At 73.6% G+C, this 16480-nt stretch carries 19 protein-coding genes; 4 read left to right on the plus strand and 15 right to left on the minus strand.

Going from position 1 to position 16480, the window contains the following annotated elements:
- Nucleotides 1-186: 186 nt before the first annotated feature.
- The 3 genes from BCF33_RS08900 to BCF33_RS08910 form a co-directional block, all read right to left on the minus strand.
- Complete coding sequence (locus BCF33_RS08900; RefSeq protein ID WP_106160599.1) at nt 187-435, minus strand: DUF2442 domain-containing protein; 249 nt, start codon at nt 433-435, stop codon at nt 187-189.
- On the minus strand, nt 416-661 hold the full coding sequence (locus tag BCF33_RS08905; protein WP_106160600.1) for a DUF4160 domain-containing protein: 246 nt from the start codon (nt 659-661) through the stop codon (nt 416-418). The genes BCF33_RS08900 and BCF33_RS08905 overlap by 20 nt, the downstream gene beginning before the upstream one ends.
- A 67-nt stretch (nt 662-728) precedes the next feature.
- Nucleotides 729-1001, minus strand: a complete 273-nt coding sequence (locus BCF33_RS08910) for a GlsB/YeaQ/YmgE family stress response membrane protein (RefSeq protein WP_106160601.1) — start codon at nt 999-1001, stop codon at nt 729-731.
- A 92-nt stretch (nt 1002-1093) separates the two neighbouring features.
- Here BCF33_RS08910 and BCF33_RS08915 point away from each other — a divergent pair, with 92 nt between their 5' ends.
- Nucleotides 1094-1600 carry a pyridoxamine 5'-phosphate oxidase family protein gene (locus BCF33_RS08915; RefSeq protein WP_106160602.1) on the plus strand — a complete coding sequence of 169 codons (507 nt, stop codon included), beginning with the start codon at nt 1094-1096 and terminating at the stop codon, nt 1598-1600.
- A 24-nt stretch (nt 1601-1624) separates the two neighbouring features.
- Nucleotides 1625-2278, plus strand: a complete 654-nt coding sequence (locus BCF33_RS08920) for a hypothetical protein (protein WP_106160603.1) — start codon at nt 1625-1627, stop codon at nt 2276-2278.
- Here the strand turns inward: BCF33_RS08920 and BCF33_RS08925 are convergent.
- From BCF33_RS08925 to BCF33_RS08950, 6 genes are all read right to left on the minus strand, one after another.
- Nucleotides 2275-2871 carry a carboxymuconolactone decarboxylase family protein gene (locus BCF33_RS08925; RefSeq protein ID WP_106160604.1) on the minus strand — a complete coding sequence of 199 codons (597 nt, stop codon included), beginning with the start codon at nt 2869-2871 and terminating at the stop codon, nt 2275-2277. The two genes, BCF33_RS08920 and BCF33_RS08925, sit on opposite strands and share 4 nt — an antisense overlap.
- Nucleotides 2872-2920: 49 nt before the next feature.
- Nucleotides 2921-3388: a DUF427 domain-containing protein gene (locus BCF33_RS08930; protein ID WP_106160605.1), complete on the minus strand. Its 468-nt coding sequence runs from the start codon at nt 3386-3388 to the stop codon at nt 2921-2923.
- An 18-nt stretch (nt 3389-3406) separates the two neighbouring features.
- On the minus strand, nt 3407-5698 hold the full coding sequence (locus BCF33_RS08935; protein ID WP_106160606.1) for a glycosyl hydrolase family 28-related protein: 2292 nt from the start codon (nt 5696-5698) through the stop codon (nt 3407-3409).
- A 303-nt stretch (nt 5699-6001) separates the two neighbouring features.
- Nucleotides 6002-6403, minus strand: a complete 402-nt coding sequence (locus tag BCF33_RS08940) for a DUF4864 domain-containing protein (protein WP_106160607.1) — start codon at nt 6401-6403, stop codon at nt 6002-6004.
- Between the two features lie 91 nt (nt 6404-6494).
- Nucleotides 6495-8510, minus strand: a complete 2016-nt coding sequence (locus tag BCF33_RS08945; RefSeq protein ID WP_106160608.1) for a M3 family metallopeptidase — start codon at nt 8508-8510, stop codon at nt 6495-6497.
- Nucleotides 8511-8543: 33 nt separating this feature from the next.
- Nucleotides 8544-9350 carry an amino acid ABC transporter permease gene (locus tag BCF33_RS08950; protein ID WP_106160609.1) on the minus strand — a complete coding sequence of 269 codons (807 nt, stop codon included), beginning with the start codon at nt 9348-9350 and terminating at the stop codon, nt 8544-8546.
- A 131-nt stretch (nt 9351-9481) separates the two neighbouring features.
- On the opposite strand from BCF33_RS08950, the gene BCF33_RS08955 reads away from it, so the two are divergent.
- Nucleotides 9482-10057, plus strand: coding sequence for an EF-hand domain-containing protein (locus BCF33_RS08955; RefSeq protein WP_106160610.1), 576 nt, complete (start codon nt 9482-9484; stop codon nt 10055-10057).
- Between the two features lie 86 nt (nt 10058-10143).
- Here BCF33_RS08955 and BCF33_RS08960 read toward each other — a convergent pair whose 3' ends face one another.
- The 6 genes from BCF33_RS08960 to BCF33_RS08985 form a co-directional block, all read right to left on the minus strand.
- Complete coding sequence (locus BCF33_RS08960; protein WP_106160611.1) at nt 10144-10923, minus strand: transporter substrate-binding domain-containing protein; 780 nt, start codon at nt 10921-10923, stop codon at nt 10144-10146.
- Between the two features lie 75 nt (nt 10924-10998).
- Complete coding sequence (locus BCF33_RS08965; protein WP_106160612.1) at nt 10999-12039, minus strand: HesA/MoeB/ThiF family protein; 1041 nt, start codon at nt 12037-12039, stop codon at nt 10999-11001.
- 15 nt (nt 12040-12054) lie between these two features.
- Complete coding sequence (gene dut, locus BCF33_RS08970) at nt 12055-12522, minus strand: dUTP diphosphatase (RefSeq protein ID WP_106160613.1); 468 nt, start codon at nt 12520-12522, stop codon at nt 12055-12057.
- Nucleotides 12523-12531: 9 nt separating this feature from the next.
- Nucleotides 12532-13749, minus strand: coding sequence for a bifunctional phosphopantothenoylcysteine decarboxylase/phosphopantothenate--cysteine ligase CoaBC (gene coaBC / locus BCF33_RS08975; RefSeq protein ID WP_106160614.1), 1218 nt, complete (start codon nt 13747-13749; stop codon nt 12532-12534).
- A gap of 27 nt (nt 13750-13776) precedes the next feature.
- The gene (locus BCF33_RS08980; RefSeq protein ID WP_106161504.1) at nt 13777-14574 is read right to left on the minus strand and encodes a ChaN family lipoprotein; all 798 of its coding nucleotides are present in this window, start codon (nt 14572-14574) and stop codon (nt 13777-13779) included.
- The gene (locus tag BCF33_RS08985; RefSeq protein ID WP_106160615.1) at nt 14562-15443 is read right to left on the minus strand and encodes an RNA polymerase factor sigma-32; all 882 of its coding nucleotides are present in this window, start codon (nt 15441-15443) and stop codon (nt 14562-14564) included. The genes BCF33_RS08980 and BCF33_RS08985 overlap by 13 nt, the downstream gene beginning before the upstream one ends.
- Before the next feature lie 315 nt (nt 15444-15758).
- Between BCF33_RS08985 and BCF33_RS08990 the strand changes: the two genes are divergently transcribed.
- Nucleotides 15759-16451 carry a glutathione S-transferase gene (locus BCF33_RS08990; RefSeq protein WP_106160616.1) on the plus strand — a complete coding sequence of 231 codons (693 nt, stop codon included), beginning with the start codon at nt 15759-15761 and terminating at the stop codon, nt 16449-16451.
- The last annotated feature ends 29 nt before the right edge of the window (nt 16452-16480 follow it).

Here is a 16480-nt window from a genome sequence, read left to right on the forward strand (position 1 = left end):
TTCGTTGATCGTAGGTCGGGCTTCAGCCCGACGCCCCCGCGCGGCGGGCTGAAGCGCGACCTACGCTGGCTCGGCGCGGTCGCATGGCTTCCACCCTAGGGCGGCGTTCACTCCGCCGCAGCGGAACGGGTTCCGCCCTCTGGGTCCGGTGCGATGGTCCCGGCGTCGGTCGCCCCGAACCCCGCCCTACGCCGCCTCTGGCCCCCGCGCCGTCCGGTCGCCGTGGCCCGCCAGGAGGCCCTGGACCGAGACGTCCTCGTCCAGCGCCTCCCAGTGCAACCCGTAGGCGCCGATCTCGACGGCCTCCCGCTCCGCCGGGCTCGCGGCCATCAGCCGGGGGAACCAGGCCAGCGGCACGCCGACCGTGCGTCCATCCGACAGCCCAACCCACATCTGGTCGGCGTCGAACCGTACCTCAGTCGCCGAAATGCTCATGCCAGGCCGCCTCGATCTCCGCCCGCCGGTCGCGGACCAGACGCACGATAGCAGCAAGCTCGCGCGCCGCGAACCCCGTCGAGCGCGCGACGGTCGGCCACGGCTCGAGCCACAGCTTCACTTCGGCGGACCCCCTCCGGACGTGGATGTGGATCGGCTCACGCGGGTCACCTTCATTGGAATAGAAGAAGGCGCGAAGTTTCGCTTCTCGGAAGACGGTCGGCATGACCGGATCATCGGCGATCGGCCCACTGATTCGGAACCGGCAAGGTTCCTCCGACCGCCGAACGGCCCTACCGCCGCAGCAGGGCCGTCACCGCGCCGACGATCACCGCCGCGACCAGCGCGCCCACCAAGGCCACCACCAGCAGCCCCGCCCCGACGAGCACGGTCGTGCCCAGCAGCGTCAGCACGAAGGGCGCGAACACCGCCGCCAGCGCCCCCAGCACCGCGCCGAGGAACCCGTTCCCCCCCATCGCCCGCGCGAGGCCGTAGCCCACCACCGCGCCCACCAGGGCCAGCACCACCACCGCGGCGATCCCGAGGCCGCCCAGAAACTCTTCCATCCGCATCCTCCGCTCTTCGGGGGGCATCTAGCGCGGCCGGGCGCCGCGTCCCGCGCTGGCCCGCGGGCGCGCGCCGTGGCACCCTCGCGCGCATGGCCGATCCCGTCCAGCCCGCCGACGACCCGGCCCGCGCCCTGGCCCGCGCCATCCTGCGGGACGCGCGGCACGGCGCGCTCGCCACGCTCGACCCGCAGACGGGCGGGCCCCTCGCCTCGCGCGTGGCCTGCGCGCTCGACGGGGCGGACCTCCTCCTCCTCGTCTCGGACCTCTCGCAGCACGCGGCGGCGCTGCGGGCCGACCCGCGCTGCGCCCTCCTCCTGGGCGAGGCGGGGCCGAAGGGCGACCCCCTGGCCCATCCACGCCTCTCGCTGAACGCCGTGGCGGTGCCGGAGGGCAAGCCCGCCCGCCGGGGCGCCTGGCTGCGCGCCCATCCCAAGGCCGCCCTCTACGTCGACTTCGCCGACTTCCGGATGCTGCGCCTCGCGCCTCGCCCCTCCTTCCTGAACGGCGGCTTCGGCCGGGCCCACCGGATGACGCCCGATGACCTCGGCCTGCGCGGGGACCAGGCCGCGCGGCGCCCGCCGTTAACCTGCCGTTAACCGCCCCCCGGGCAGCTTGCGCCGATGCGCGTCCCGGCCCTCCTCCTCGCCCTCCTCCTCCTCCTCGGTCCCGGGCCGGCCGCCGCCGGGCCATGGGTGCGCGCGGAGGGGACCTATCTCGCCCTCTCGGCCGACGGGCGGGGGCCCGGCGCCTGGGCCGGCCTCTGGGCCGAGCGGGCCGCCGCGCCCGGCCTCTCCCTCGGGGCGGTGGCGGGCCGCGGCGGGCGCGACGCGCGCCTCGTGGCCTTCGCGCAGCGCGCGGTGCTCGCGCCCGGCGGGACGGGCGGCGCGCTGGACTCGGCACGGGCGGCGGGCATGCTCGCCTCGCTGCGCCTCGGCCTCGGCGTCCTGCGCGAGGGGGAGGCGCGCGGCGCCGTCCTCCTCGGCGCCTCGCTGGGCCGTTCCTTCGACGAGGGCATCGGCCCCGGCTGGGTCGCGCTCGACCTCGACCTCCTCGGGGCGGGCCCGCTGTCGGAGGCCAAGCTCGACGGGATCTTCGGGCTGCACCGGGGGCGCTGGACCTTCAGCCTGGGGGTGCAGACCCGCCTCGACGCGCAGGGCCTGCACGCCGCCGTGGTGCCCGCCGCCAGCCGCGCCTTCGAATGGGGCGGCGTGCAGGTCGGGCTGCGCGCCGGCGACGCGCCCGGGCTGCGCCTCGCCCTCGTGCGCGAGTTCTAGCCGTGCTTGCCCACGGCCCATCCCGTGGCCTCGCTCAGCCGCCCCTCCCCGCGCGATCGGGGCAGGTCCTCCAGCGCGGTGCCCATGGAATCGTTCCACCGGTTCAGCCATCCGAAGAGGGCGACGACGGCCATGATCTCGACCCTGGCCCCCTCGTCCCAGTGCTCGCGCAGCCGCGCCTCCAGCGCCGGCGTCACGGCGTTCGGCACCGCCGACGCCGCCCGCGCGAAGGCCAGCGCGGCCTTCTCGGCCCCGTCGAAGGCGTCCGAGCCCTCGAAGTCGAACACCCCGGCCAGCCGCTCTTCCGACGCCCCGAACCGCTCGGAGGCCAGGATCATGTGCGCCTGGCAGTACATGCAGCCCGATGCGAAGCTCGACGCGTAGCCGATCAGCCGCTTCAGCTCCGGCGTGACGGACCCGGTGCCTCGCATCACCGCGACGTTGAGCGCGGTGAACGCCTGCGCGACCTCCGGCCGGTGGGCCATGGTCCGCACGCTGCCCGGAATCACCCCGAGCGGGCCCTTGAAGAACTGGACCTCCTCGCGCAGCGCGGGGTCCATCTCGTCCTCGTCCAGCGGCCTCGCGATCGCCATGATGCGTCCCTCCCTTTCGGCGCGGACACTAGGGGCAGGGGCCCCGGCCCTACCAGCCCTCCGTGCCCGGCCCGCCCTTCACGACGCCCCGGAGGTTCGGCGTCACCCAGCCGCCGTAGAAGTCGCCCGGCTGGGGGATGACGTCCATGTCGCCGACCCGGGCCTCCAGCGGGCCGGCGTAGAAGGCGACCGCCCCCGCGAGCGCCTCGAAGCCCCGCGCCGGGGCCTCGTAGCTCCAGGCGGCGCGCCGCGCGACCCGGCCCCCCGCATGAACGTCGAAATAGCGCGCACGGCCCTTCCACTCGCAGAGGGATCCGCCCCCCGCGGGGCGCAGCGCCCCTTCGGCCACGTCCTCGCGCGGCAGGTAGTAGGTCGGCGCATGGTGCGTCTCCAGCACCCGCCAGCCCCGCACCGTCTCCGCGACGACCGCGCCGCCCAGGGCCACGCGCAGCGGCGCGCCCGCCGGCTCGAGGCGCGGCGGGCGCGGGTAGTCCTGGACGTCCTCGGGGGCCACCATGCCCCCCGAGGTGGCCCGTCAGAGCGGGTTGTCCATCCGCGCCCGCACCGCGACGCGCCCCGACACGGGCTCGGGCCACTTCACGTGCAGGCTCTGCCCGGCGGCGCCGCGGCCCATCAGCACGTGCGGCTGCGCCCAGACCGTGCCGCGCGCGCCCTGCACCGGCCCGACGGGGACCAGCCCCTCGACCGCCCGCACCTTGCCACCGAAGGGCAGCTGCGGGCCGAAGTCGATGTCCCAGGTCGCCCCGCGCGAGCCCTCGACATGGTCGCGATAGACCGGGTTCGCCGTCTCGTTTTCGACGAGGACGTAGGCGTTGCCCTCCCAGGTGACGTTGCGCGCCCGCATGGGGTTCAGCGCCGCGAAGGTGGTGTCCACCTCCTCGACCCGCTCGAGCCGCGCGTGGATGGGCCGGAACGCGTTGCCCGTGACGACCATCCCGTTGACGAAGTGCCCGGTGCCGTAGGGCTTGATCCGGATGAACCGGAAGCTCGGCGCGACGGCGATCGCGGTGAACACGTTGTCGGTGATCGACACCCCCCCGAACGAGAACTGGTCGGCGAAGTCCGGCTCGTGCTCGTGCTCGTTGGTCAGCTCGATCGTGGTGTTGTCGACGTAGTTGCCCGTGATCGTGGTCTTCGAGTTGGGCTCGGTCAGCACGAGGCCCGCCTGGCGCACGCCCAGCGGCTCGTCGTCGCCGTGGAACCAGTGGTTGCCCAGGATCAGGTGCCCCGAGCCGTGCATCACCCCGAAGGCGCCGAACAACATGCAGCGGTTGTCCCGCACCTTCGCGTCGTTCGCATTGACGTTGAAGACGAGGCTCGTGCGGTCCTGCGCGCGCTTGCGCGTCTCGTCCGACTCGAAGTTGTTGCCGGTGATCTCCAGCCCCTGGCAGGCCCGCCCGGGCGAGGTGATCGCCCGGTCCTTCGGCTTGAAGAACCCGTTCTGCCGGATCTGGTTGGCGATCCCCTCGGGCGCCAGCAGCACGGCCGAGGCGTGCCCGTTGCAGAAGACGCTGTTGCGCTCGATGCACTGCTTGGACATCTGCCGGAAGCCCGAGAAGTCCAGGACGTACTGGTGGCGCCGGAACTCGTAGCTCTGGCGGCCCCGCGCGCCCCAGAGGCGGGCCGACAGCACCAGCCGGCCGGCCGCGGCGTCGACCTCGCGCACGTAGACCTCGCGGCCGACGCCGGGGGCGGAGAGGCGCGCGCCCACGGGGATCGCGGCCGCGTTCGGCAGGCCGACCAGCGCGCGCGGGTCGGCGTCGGGGTCGTAGGTCGCCGCCTGCACGACCACCACGTCCTCCCATGCGGGCGAGGGCTGCGCCTCGAACGCGCCGCCCGTGATGGTGCGCGCGATGTTGAACGTCTCGCGGTTGCCGACGATGGCGGCGACGTCCAGCGGGCGGTCCAGCGCGATCCGCCGGCCCTTCAGGTCCAGCGTCCAATGGTCCGAGAAGTTGTAGAGCACGGCGATCATCTGCTCGAGCGCGAGGCGCTCGTCGCCCCCGAAGGCCGAGACGTAGGTGTCGAAGTCCCAGTCCTTCACCAGCGTCAGCCGCGCCCCCGGCGCCATCGCGACGCGGCCCTCGAAGCGCACCGGGCTGGACAAGGTGACGCCGCGCCCGCAGCGGAAGACCCCTTCGGGCACCAGGACCGCGCGGCCCGCCGCCGCCGCGTCCGCCGCGTCCAGCGCGTCCGCGTCGTCCGCCACCCCGTCGCCCCGCGCGCCGAAGTCGCGCACGTCGACCACGCCCATCATCTCGCCGTGCCAGGCGGCGGTCACGTCCTCGACCCGGATGTCGTCGATCCGCACGATCCCGCCCGACGCGCCGACGAGGTCCAGCCCGACATGCCCGTGATCCGCCCCGGTCCAGGTCATGTCGACGCCCGGCCGCCGCCCGGTGCCCAGGATCGCGCTGACCTCGACCACCTCGCCATAGGCCGCGAGGCGCACCTCCGGCCCGTGGGCGTCCGCCCCGGGCGCCGCGCCGCCCTGCGCCGTCGCCGCGAAGCCGGCGATCCGCACCCGCGGCAGGTTGCCCGAGACGGCCTTCACCCGCGCCGTGACCTTCAGGTAGGTGCCGGGGAACAACGGCATGCGGTCGAAGGCCCGCAGCTTCTGCACCCCTTGCGTCTTCAGCATCTCCAGGCAGCCGTTGAAGTCGGCGTCCGACGGCACGAAGGCCGCGTTCGCCGCGCCGTCGTAGCTGTCCTGCCCCGGCAGCCCGTCCTGGCTGGACCACCGCCCGAGGCCGGCCACGAAGGCCGGCGGATCGAAATGGACCCCGTCCGTGATCGTCTTGTTCATGCCGCGCGTCCCCCCTTCGTGCCCGGCGGCCGGCCTGGCGGCCCGGACCCCCCCCCGGGGCCCGGGCCGCCGCCCGCCGCACGGCCCGCGCCCCGTCCCCCCCGTCCGGGGACCGCGTGCCGTGGGAAGAAGGATGCCCCCGAAGGATTACCAGTCCGTTGGGGCGGCGCGCGGTGCCCCCCGCGCGGGCGCGGGCGTTGACGAAGCGGGGGGAATCGGCGCGCGGCACGATCAGCCTAAGCCTTCGTGAACGCCGCGCGCGGCCCCGCAGGCGGCCCGAATCGCCGCCGGATCACGCCCGGATCAGACGGAGTTCTCCATCGGGTCGAGGATCCTGACGCCCTCGATGACCCATCCGCCCGCCACGGGGCGCATCCGGTAGTCCAGCTCGTGATAGGCCCCGTCCGGCCCGACGACGCCGATGCGCTGGACGACGCCGCCTGGCACGTCCTCGGCGCCCAGCATCCGCAGCTCCTCCGGGCGCCAGACCATCGGATAGCCGTCCATCACCATCATCCCGAACCGCTCTAGCGTGCGGAAGATCCCCTGCAGGGCGGGCGAGGCGTATTCGAAGGCCGCCGCGAAGTCGTCGCGTCCGAACGCCTCGATCTGCGCCCGGATCGTCGCCTCGGGGGTCTCCTGCGCCGCCGCGCCGAATCCCGCGCCCGCCATCGTAATCGCCAGTGCCAGAACCGTTCCGCGCATGGGCTCGCCCTCCGGTCGCCCCACGAAGGTTAGCGCGGCGCGCGCGCCTGGCCAGCGCCCGGACGCCGCGCGCCGCGCCCGCCGGGGGCCCTCACGCCGCCAGCCCGCGCCCGCGCAGCATCGCCTCGGGTCCCGGCATCCGCCCCCGGAACCGCCGGTAGAGGTCCGCCGCCTCCGCCGAGCCGCCGACCGAGAGGATGTTCTCCTCCAGGGCCTCGGCGACGTCCGCGTCGAAGGGCCCGCCCGCCTCCTCGAAGGCGGCGAAGGCGTCGGCGTCCATCACCTCGGACCACATGTAGGAGTAGTATCCGGCCGAATAGCCGTCCCCCGCGAAGACGTGGGCGAAATGCGGCGTGGCGTGGCGCATCGGGATCGCGCGGGGCATGCCGATCTCCTGCAGCACGGCGCGCTGGCGCTCCATCGGGTCCTCCGGCACGTCCGGCCCGTGGAAGGCCAGGTCCACCAGCGCGCTCGCCACGTACTCGACCGTCGCGAAGCCCTGGTCGTAGGTCCCCGCGCCCAGCAGCCGCTCGCGCAGCGCGGGCGGCATCGGCTCGCCCGTCTCGACGTGCCGCGCGTGCCGCTCCAGGACCTCGGGCACCTCCAGCCAGTGCTCGAAGAGCTGGCTCGGCAGCTCGACGAAGTCGCGCGCCACGCTCGTGCCGCTGACGCTCTCGTAGCGCACGTCCGACAGCATCTGGTGCAGCGCGTGCCCGAACTCGTGGAACAGGGTCCGCGCGTCGTCCCAGCCCAGCAGCGCCGGATCGCCCTTCGAGAAGTTGCAGACGTTGACGACGAGCGGGCGCACTTCGCCGTCCATCGCCGACTGCGACCGCATCGCCGTGCACCACGCCCCCGACCGCTTGGACGGGCGGGCGAACCAGTCCCCGAAGAAGACCGCCATGTGCCTGCCTTCGCGCGAGACCTCCCAGACGCGCACGTCGGGATGCCAGCGCGGGGCGTCGGGCAGCTCGCGGAACTCCAGCCCGAAGAGGCGGCTCGCGGTCTCGAACGCCGCCTCGCGCATCGCGTCGAGCGCGAGGTAGGGCTTGATCTCGGCCTCGTCGAGGTCGTGCAGCGCCCGCCGCCGCCGCTCGGAGTAGAAACGCCAGTCCCAGGGCTCGAGGGGTCCGTTCACCCCGTCCCCTGCGGCCATGGCCTGCAGGGCGGCCTGATCCTCCAGCGCCCTGGCCCTGGCGGGCTCCCACACGGTCGTCAGGAGGTCGGCGACCGCCTCGGGCGTTCCGGCCATCTCCGTCTCCAGCTTGAACTCGGCGAAGCTTCCGTATCCCAGAAGCGCCGCCCGCTCCTTGCGAAGCGCCAGGATCTCGGCGGCGAGGCGGCGGTTGTCGGTCCCGCCCCCGTTCGCCCCGCGCGAGGTCCAGGCCCGCCAGGCCTTCTCGCGCAGGTCCCGCCGCTCCGAGAACTGCAGGAACGGCACGACGAGGCTGCGCGAGAGGGTCAGGACCGGCCCCTCCGCCCCCCGCTCCTCGCCCGCGGCGCGGGCGGCGTCGCGCACGAACTCCGGCAGCCCCGCCATGTCCTCGCCGGAAAGGGGCATGGACCATCCCGCCTCGTCCTCCAGCAGGTTCTGGGCGAACCGGGTGCCCAGCTCGCTGAGGCGCACCTTGATCGCGCCCAGCCGCTCGCGCTCGGCGCCCTCCAGCAGCGCGCCCTGCCGCACGAAGCCCCGGCGCGTCAGCATCAGCACCCGCTCCTGCTCGGCGCTCAGCCCCAGCGCGTCCCGTCGCGCCCAGAGGGCGTCGATGCGTTCGAAGAGCGCGCGGTTCATCGCCACCTCGTTGCCGTAGGCGGCCAGTTCGGGTGCGAATTTCCGCGCCAGCGCCTGCCGGTCGCGGTTCGTGTCCGCCCCGTTCAGGACGTAGAACGGCCCCAGCACCCTCGAGAGCGGCGCGTCCGCCCGCTCCAGCGCCTCGACCGTGTTCTCGAAGGTCGGCGGCGCCGGGTCGTCCGCGATTCCCGCGACGCGCGCCCGGGCCTCCTCCAGGGCGGCCTCCACGGCGGGCGCCCAGTCGTCGTCCGAGATCGCCCCGAAGGGCGGGATGGCGAAGGGCGTGTCCCAGTCGGCGAGAAGCGGGTCGGTCATGGCGGGGGCCTCCTTTTCGGGCGCCGCCCGGATCTAGGGTCCCGCGCCGCCCCGCGCCACCTTGCGGCGCAGCCGCCCCTCCAGCCGGCGCAGCAGGATCGAGAGGGTGATCGTCAGCGTCAGGTAGATCAGCGCGACCATGTTGTAGGTCTCGAGATAGCGGAAGTTGCTGACGGCCGTGACCTTCCCCAGCTGCGTCACGTCCAGCACCCCCAGCACGCTGACGAGGGAGGAATCCTTCACCAGCGCCACGAAGTCGTTGCCCAGGGGCGGCAGCACCGTTCGGACCGCCTGCGGCAGCACCACGTGGCGGAAGCGCTGCCCGGGGCGCAGCCCCAGCGCCTTCGCCGCCTCGATCTGCCCCCCCTCGACCGAGAGGATGCCGGCGCGGAACACCTCCGACAGGAAGGCGGCGTAGCCGATGGCCAGCGCCAGGATCGCGCGCCAGATCAAGGGGAAGTCGCGGTTGCGCGCGGTCCCGAGGCCAAGGGGCTCGGCCACCCAGTTCCAAGCCGCGACCAGGGCCGGCGCGCCGACGAAGGCCACGTAGAGCAGCAGGACCAGCACCGGCACGCCGCGCACGATCTCGACGTAGAACCGTGCGACCTGCCGCACGGCCACCCAACGCGACAGGCTCATCAGCGCGAGGCCCATCCCCGCGAGGCAGGAGAGCACGAAGGCCGCCCCCGTCACCCCCAGCGTCACCCACACCCCCCGCAGGAGCGTCCGCGCGAGGTCGACGTAGAACGGATCGCCCCAGACGGAGACCACGTAGGCCCCGAGCAGCCCCGCCGCGGCGAGCAGCCACCAGGGGAAGTCGCGGCCGGGCGCGGGGCTCATGCGGCCCGTCGCCCATGGGCCGGGAAAGGCCCGGGGGGGATCGGAACCGTCCCTCCCCCCTCGCCGTTCTCCTTGCAGACCCTGGCGGGGACGTCCCGCCGGGCCGACACGCACGCAAGCCGGAGGATCACATGACCTTCAAGAAGCTCTTCGCCACGACCGCCGCAGCCGCGCTGGTGGCCACCGCCGCCGCCGCCGACGTCCGCCTCTCCGACACGATCGGGACGGATTTCGACCGCGACACGTTCAACACCGGGTTCGCCGACACGGGCTACTTCGACGCGCTCGACCGCGACCGCGACACGATGCTCGACGAGAACGAGTATGCGACCGGCCTTTACGCGGACTACGACACCGACAACGACGTGCTGATCTCGCAGGACGAGTTCGACACCGCGAACGTCCGTTACTACGGCGACGCCTACCAGGGCGGCGCGTTCGCCGACTACGACGCGAACGCCGACGGCATGCTCGACCAAGGCGAGTTCGGCGGCTTCTACGGCACGGACGTCGCGCCCCGCTTCGCCGAGTACGACGCCGACCAGGACGGGTTCCTGAACTCGGACGAGTATGCGAGCGACCTCTACGACACGGCCGACGTCAACCGCGACGCCGTGGTGACGATCGAGGAGGAAGGTTTCTTCGAAGGCTGGTTCGACGGCGACGACATCGAAGCCGAGGTTCAGACCGTCGGCGACGTGATGTAGGCCGGACGGCCAGGACGAAGGAACGGGCCCCGCGCATCGCGCGGGGCCTTTCCCGTCCTGGGGCCGACCGTTCGCGGTCAACTCCGCTATTGCCCCAGCTCGGTCTCGACGAACCAGCGCCGGTTCAGCTCGTCGAGCGTGCCGTCCGCCTCCATCGCCTCGATGGCCGCGTCGATGGGCGCGACGAGGTCCGACCCCTTGGGGAAGATGAAGCCGAACTGCTCGGTTCCCAGGGGCTCGCCGACGATCTTCAGCGCCCCCTCGGACGCGCCGACATAGCCTTGCGCGGCCGTCGAATCCGACAGCACCAAGTCCACGTCCCCCGTCCGCAGCGCCTGGACGCCCGCTCCGAAGGTCTCGAACGTGACGATGCGGGGGTTGGCCTCGTCGCCGTCGAGCACCTCGTAGACGCCGACATAGAAGGGCGTCGTCCCCGGCTGGGCGGCCATCAGCAGGTCAGGATCGGCGGCGAACCCCTCGGCGTCGTCGAACCGGTCCTCGTCCGCGCGCACGAGCATCAGCATCTCGCTCGTCATGTAGGGCGCGGAGAAGTCCACCGCCTCGCGGCGGTCGTCGCGGATGGTGATGCCCGTCATGCCCATGTCGTACTGCCCGTCCGAGACCGCGGGGATCATAGCGTCCCAGGATATGTTCTCGTAGGAGACCTCCGCGTTCAGCCGCTCGGCGATGTCGGCCATCGCGTCGTACTCCCATCCGACCGGCTCGCCATCCCGGATGTACTGGAGGGGCGGATAGGCGTTCTCCGTGGCGACGACGATCTCGCGCCCCCCGAGGTCGGGCAGGTCTGCGAGGGCGGGCCCCGCCGCGAGGGCGGCGAGGGCGAGGGCTTCGGGAACGCGGCGCATGGGTTTCTCTCCTTGCTGGGACGGCGGACGGATGCCGGCCCGATCATGGCGCGTCACGCGGGGGACGCAACGCCCCTACCCGGCGGCCGCGATCCGTCCGCAGACGGCGCAGTCGGGATCGCGCCGCACGGCGATGACGCGGGTCTCGGCGGTGAGCCCGTCGAAGAGGAGGAGGCGCCCCCCGAGGGTCTCGCCCGCACCGGCGAGGTGCTTGACCGCCTCCAGCGCCATCATCGAGCCGATCACCCCCGGCAAAGGGCCCGCCACGCCGCCCTCCGCGCAGGAAGGGGCGAGGCCGGAGGCCGGCTCCTCGGGGAAGACGCAGCGCGCGCAGGGCAGCCCCGCCGCCGGATGGAAGAGCGAGAGCTGCCCTTCCCATTGCGCGATCGCGCCCGAGATCAGGGGAACGCCCGCCGCCGCGCAGGCCCCGTTCACCGCCTCGCGCACCGCCCAGTCGTCGGTGCCGTCGAGGACGAGGTCGTAGTCCTCCACGAGGTCGCGCCCGATCTCGGGGGTGAAGGGCCGGCGATAGGGCCGCACCACCGCCTGCGGGGCCAGCGCCTTGACCGCGCGCAGGGCGCTGGCGACCTTCGGGGCGCCCACGTCCGCCTCGCGATGGATGACCTGCCGCTGAAGGTTCGAGACGTCGACCACGTCCGGGTCGATCACCCCGATCGTGCCCACCCCCGCCCCCGCGAGGTAGAGCAGCGCCGGCGAGCCGAGGCCGCCGGCCCCCACCACCAGCACCTTCGCCTCCCAGAGGCGCCGCTGCCCGGGGCCGCCGATCTCGCGCAGGACGATGTGCCGCGCATGCCGCCCGAGCCGGTCGTCGGGGGTCTCGGAGGGCAGCACCTCCATCTCCGGCGCCTTGCCGCGCAGGCCGTTCAGCCACCGGCCGTAGTAGAAGATCGCCACGCCGAGAAGGCCGAAGAAGGCCCATATGACCGGCTCGCCGCCCACGGCCTCGCGCAGCGCGCTGCCCTCGGGCAACGCGATCTGGAGCATCAGGAAAGCCACCCAGACCAGCGCGACGAGAAGCCAGCGCGCCTGCCGGGGCTGCCGCAGCAGCGCGCCCAGGATCCAGATCGCCGCTGCCACGACGAGGAAAAGCAGCATCCGTCGGCCCCCGCGTCAGTCCGTCCCGGTCGATCCGAAGCCCCCCGGCCCGCGCGCCGTCCCCCCGAGGACCTCGACCTCCCGGAAGATGGGGCGGGGGACGCGTGCGACCACCATCTGCGCGACGCGCGTCCCGTGACGAAGGCGCACCGCCTCCTGGCCGAGGTTGACGAGGATCACCGAGACCGGCCCACGGTAGTCCGCGTCGATCGTGCCCGGCGCGTTCACGATGGCCAGCCCCTCGCGCAGCGCGAGGCCCGAGCGCGCCCTGATCTGCGCCTCCCACCTGTCCGGGATCGCCATCGCGAAGCCCAGCGGGACCTGCGCCCGCGCCCCCGGATCGAGGTTCAGCCCGTGCCGCCGGTCCGGCGCCAGGAGGTTGGCGCGCAGGTCGGCGGCCGCCGCGCCCTCGGACGCGTAGGCGGGCAGGGGAACGTCGCGGTCGAAGCCCGGAAGGCGCTGGAAGCGGATCGTCGGCGGCATGGGGGGGGCCTACTCGGCGGCCTCGGCCCCCCGCAAGGGGCGGCCCAGGGCAGCGGCCATCCTCTCGGCGAGGCGCCGCGCGACCTCTCCCTTGGGCATGCGCGGCCAGTCCTCCGCCCCCTCGGCGGTGACCAGCCGCACGGCGTTCTCGGCCCCGCCCATGATCCCCGTCGCGGGCGAGACGTCGTTCGCCACGATCCAGTCGCAGCCCTTGCGAAGGCGCTTGGCCTCCGCGTTCGCGGCGAGGTCGTCGGTCTCGGCCGCGAAGCCCACCACGAGGCCGGGCCGGTCCGCCCCGGAGGCGACGGCGCGCAGGATGTCGGGGTTCTCGGCGAAGCGCAGGGGGGGCATCGCGCCCCTCTCCTTCTTCAGCTTTCGGCCCGCCGCGTTCTCCACGTGCCAGTCGGCGACGGCGGCCGCGCCCACGAAGAGATCGGCGGGCAGCGCCTGCCGCACGGCCGCCATCATCTCGCGCGCGGTCTCGACCCGGCGGACCTCCACGCCCGAGGGCGGGGGCACGGCGGCCGGGCCGGTGACGAAGACCACGGTCGCCCCGAGGTCCCGCAGCGCCGCCGCGAGGGCCGCGCCCTGCGCCCCCGAGGAGCGGTTGGCCACGTAGCGGACGGGGTCGATGGGCTCGTGCGTGGGGCCCGAGGTCACGACCGCGCGAACGCCCCGCAGCGGCCCGTCCCCCAGCGCCGCCTCGGCAGCCGCCAGGATCGCGGGCACCTCGGCCATGCGCCCCGCCCCGAACTCGCCGCAGGCCATCGGCCCCTCGTCCGGGCCGACGAAGAGGACCCCGTCGTGCCGCAGCAGCGCCTCGTTCCGGCGGGTGGCGGGATGCTCCCACATGCGCACGTTCATCGCCGGCGCCAGGAGGACGCGCTTGTCCGTCGCCAGAAGGAGGGTCGAGGCCAGGTCGTCCGCGAGGCCCTGCGCCATCTTGCCCATCAGGTTCGCGGTCGCGGGGGCGACCACCACGAGGTCGGCGCTGCGCGACAGCTCGATATGGCCCATCTCGGCCTCGTCCGTGAGGTCGAAGAGGTCGCGGTGGACCTTGTGGGCGGCCAGGGCCGACACGCTGAGGGGGGTCACGAACTCCTCGGCGGCGCGGGTCAGCACGGGCACGACCTCGGCGCCGCGCTCGCGCAGGCGGCGGACGAGGTCCAGCGCCTTGAACGCGGCGATGCCGCCGCCGATCACCAGAAGGATGCGCCTGCCCTGCATAGGGACGACCCTATCCGATCCGCGCGCCTACTGGAACGCCTCGCAAGGATCGTCCCGGCCGGGGGCGTCCGTGAGGATCCAGCGGTCGAAGGGCGGCGCCTCCTCCGGCTCCGCCTCGAGCTGGCCCACCGTCCGCACGACGATCTCCGGGTCCGCGCGCAGGATCGCCTCCGGGACCGCGCCGAACTCCGCATGGCCGTTGCCAGCGATCACCAGGACAGGGGGGCCGTGCCGGTCGAGCGCGTCGATCGCCGCGCGGGCCAGCGCCGCGTCGCGCAGGCGCTGGACCTCGACCATGCCGGGCAGAAGGTCCTCCGGCAGCGCGCCACAATGGGCGGCGGCCTGGCGGGCGACCTCGCGGGCCTGCCGCGCGGGCGCGAACGGGTCCGCGAGGCCGAAGCGCCGGGCGCCCTCGCCGAAGACGGGGGCGGCCCCTTCGGCCGCGGCGCGCCGGACGTCCGCCGGCGGCACCCCTCCGGGGCGCTGCGGCACGGCCCGCGCCGCCTCGAGGATGGGCGCGTAGCCCGCGACGTCGGGCCAGCCCGCCCCGGACCATCCCAGCGCCGCGTCGAGCGCGGCGAGGTCGCCCAGAAGGGCCGGGTCCCAGCCCGCCGCCATGTCGGGGGTCAGCATCTCCCACACCACCGCCGAGGCATGGGCGGCCGCCCGCGCCTGGTTCAGATGGTGCGCCGGATTGTCGTGCGCCTCGCCCACGATCAGGACGTCGACCTCCGGGGCCGCGTCCAGCGCCGCCGGCCCGATCCGCTCGGCCAGGGCGGGGGCGGCCAGGAGGGCCGCCGCCGCCAGCGCCGTCAGGCGAGGAATTCGTGCACCTCGCGCGACTGCGCCTCCAGGGCCTTGCGCATCTTCCCGAAGGCCGCGGCCTCCAGCTGGCGCACCCGCTCCTTCGAGAGGCCGAGCTCGTTGCCCAGGGATTCCAGCGTCCGGGGCTCCTCGCGCATCTTGCGCTCGCGCACGATGAACTGCTCGCGCGCGTTCAGGCCGCACAGCGCCGTGACCAGCCAGCTTCGCAGGACGTCCGTGTCCTTCTCGGCCGTGACGGTGACGTCGGCCTGCTCGCGCTCGTCCTCGAGGGCGTCGATCCATTCGCGCCCCTCGTCCTCGGCCGATTGCGTCGCGTTGAGCGAGAAGTCGGACCCGGCCAGGCGCCCTTCCATCATCTCCACGTCGTGGAGCGGCACGCCCACCTCCGTGGCGATCATCTGGCGCAGCTGGTGCCGGTCGAGGTTCTCGCCCGCCTTCAGGGCCTCCCGCTCGATCCGGGCCTGCACGCGCCGCATGTTGAAGAACAGCGACTTCTGAGAGGAGGTCGAGCCCGTGCGCACCATCGACCAGTTGCGCATCACGTGGTCCTGGATCGAGGCCTTGATCCACCAGACCGCATAGGTCGAGAAGCGCACGCCGCGGTCCGGGTCGAACTTGTCGGCGGCCTTCATCAGGCCCAGCGACGCCTCCTGGATCAGGTCGTTCATGGGCGCGCCGTAGCGCTTGAACTTCGCCGCCATGGAGATCGCGAGGCGCATGTAGGCGGTCACGAGGCGGTGCAGCGCCTTCTCGTCCCGCCGGTCGCGCCAGGCATAGGCCAGCTCGAGCTCGGTCTCGGCGTCCAGAAGCTCCGCCTGCATCGCGCGGCGGGAGAGGGACTGATCCCCGGAATATCCATCGAAAGCCATGTGAAACCCCCCGTGGTCTGACCTTCGCGTCGTTGCCGCAGGCGTGTGTCCGACTCGTACCGATCGACCGGCCTACGGATCAGCAACTGCTTCGGAACGCGGTTGGTTTCCGTCTTTGTGGCTGGCGGCGGCCTTGACGGTGCCGCCCCGCCGCACATCTTGCTTTCCGCGCTTGCGTACGCGGCACCGAATATCCTTTGGCACAAGGGCGATATATCGCGGGGCAGCGGCCATCCACACCCCCGGCGAAGGGCGATATTTTTTGCGCGCCGCACGGGGGATGACCGGGCCGGACGCACACGCTAGGGGTGCCCCATGCCCTACGACCTCGCCATAGGCGATCGCGCCTATTCGTCCTGGAGCCTGCGTGGATGGCTCCTCCTCGCGGCCTTCGGCCTTCCCGTCCGCGTCCGCCGCGCCCAGCTGCGCACGGACGAGCTTCCCGTCCTCCTCGAACGCTTCGCCCCCGCCCGGACGGTGCCGGCGATGCGCTGCCCGGACGGCGCGATCGCGACCGACAGCCTCGCCATCGCCGAGGAGCTGGCGAGCCGGCACCCCGGTGCCGGCCACTGGCCGGGCGATCCGGCGGCGCGCGCCCTGGCCCGCTCCCTCGTGGCGGAGATGCATTCGGGCTTCGCGGCCCTGCGCGCCGCCTGCCCGATGAACCTGCGCCAGGGATGGGCCATGACCCCCGGCGATGCGGTGCGCGCCGACCTCGCCCGGCTGGAGGCGCTGTGGGCGCTGGCACGCGAGCGCGCGGAAGGCGGCCCCTGGCTCTCCGGCCCCTACGGCGCGGCGGACGCGTTCTTCGCCCCGGTCGCCATGCGGATCGCAGGCTACGACCTGCCGGTGGGAGAGGCCGCGCGCGCCTACGTGGACGCCCACCTAGGGCATGGCCCGCTCCTCGAATGGCGGGATCTCGCGATGGAGGACGGGCCCGACCAGACCGTCTACGAGCAGGACCTGCCCCGCCGCCCCTTCCCCTGGCCGGACGGCGAGGGGCGTTAACGATTTCCTAACCGCCCTGCGCGAAGCCC

Source organism: Hasllibacter halocynthiae, from assembly GCF_003003095.1.
In the GTDB taxonomy this organism is placed as follows: Bacteria; Pseudomonadota; Alphaproteobacteria; order Rhodobacterales; family Rhodobacteraceae; genus Hasllibacter; species Hasllibacter halocynthiae.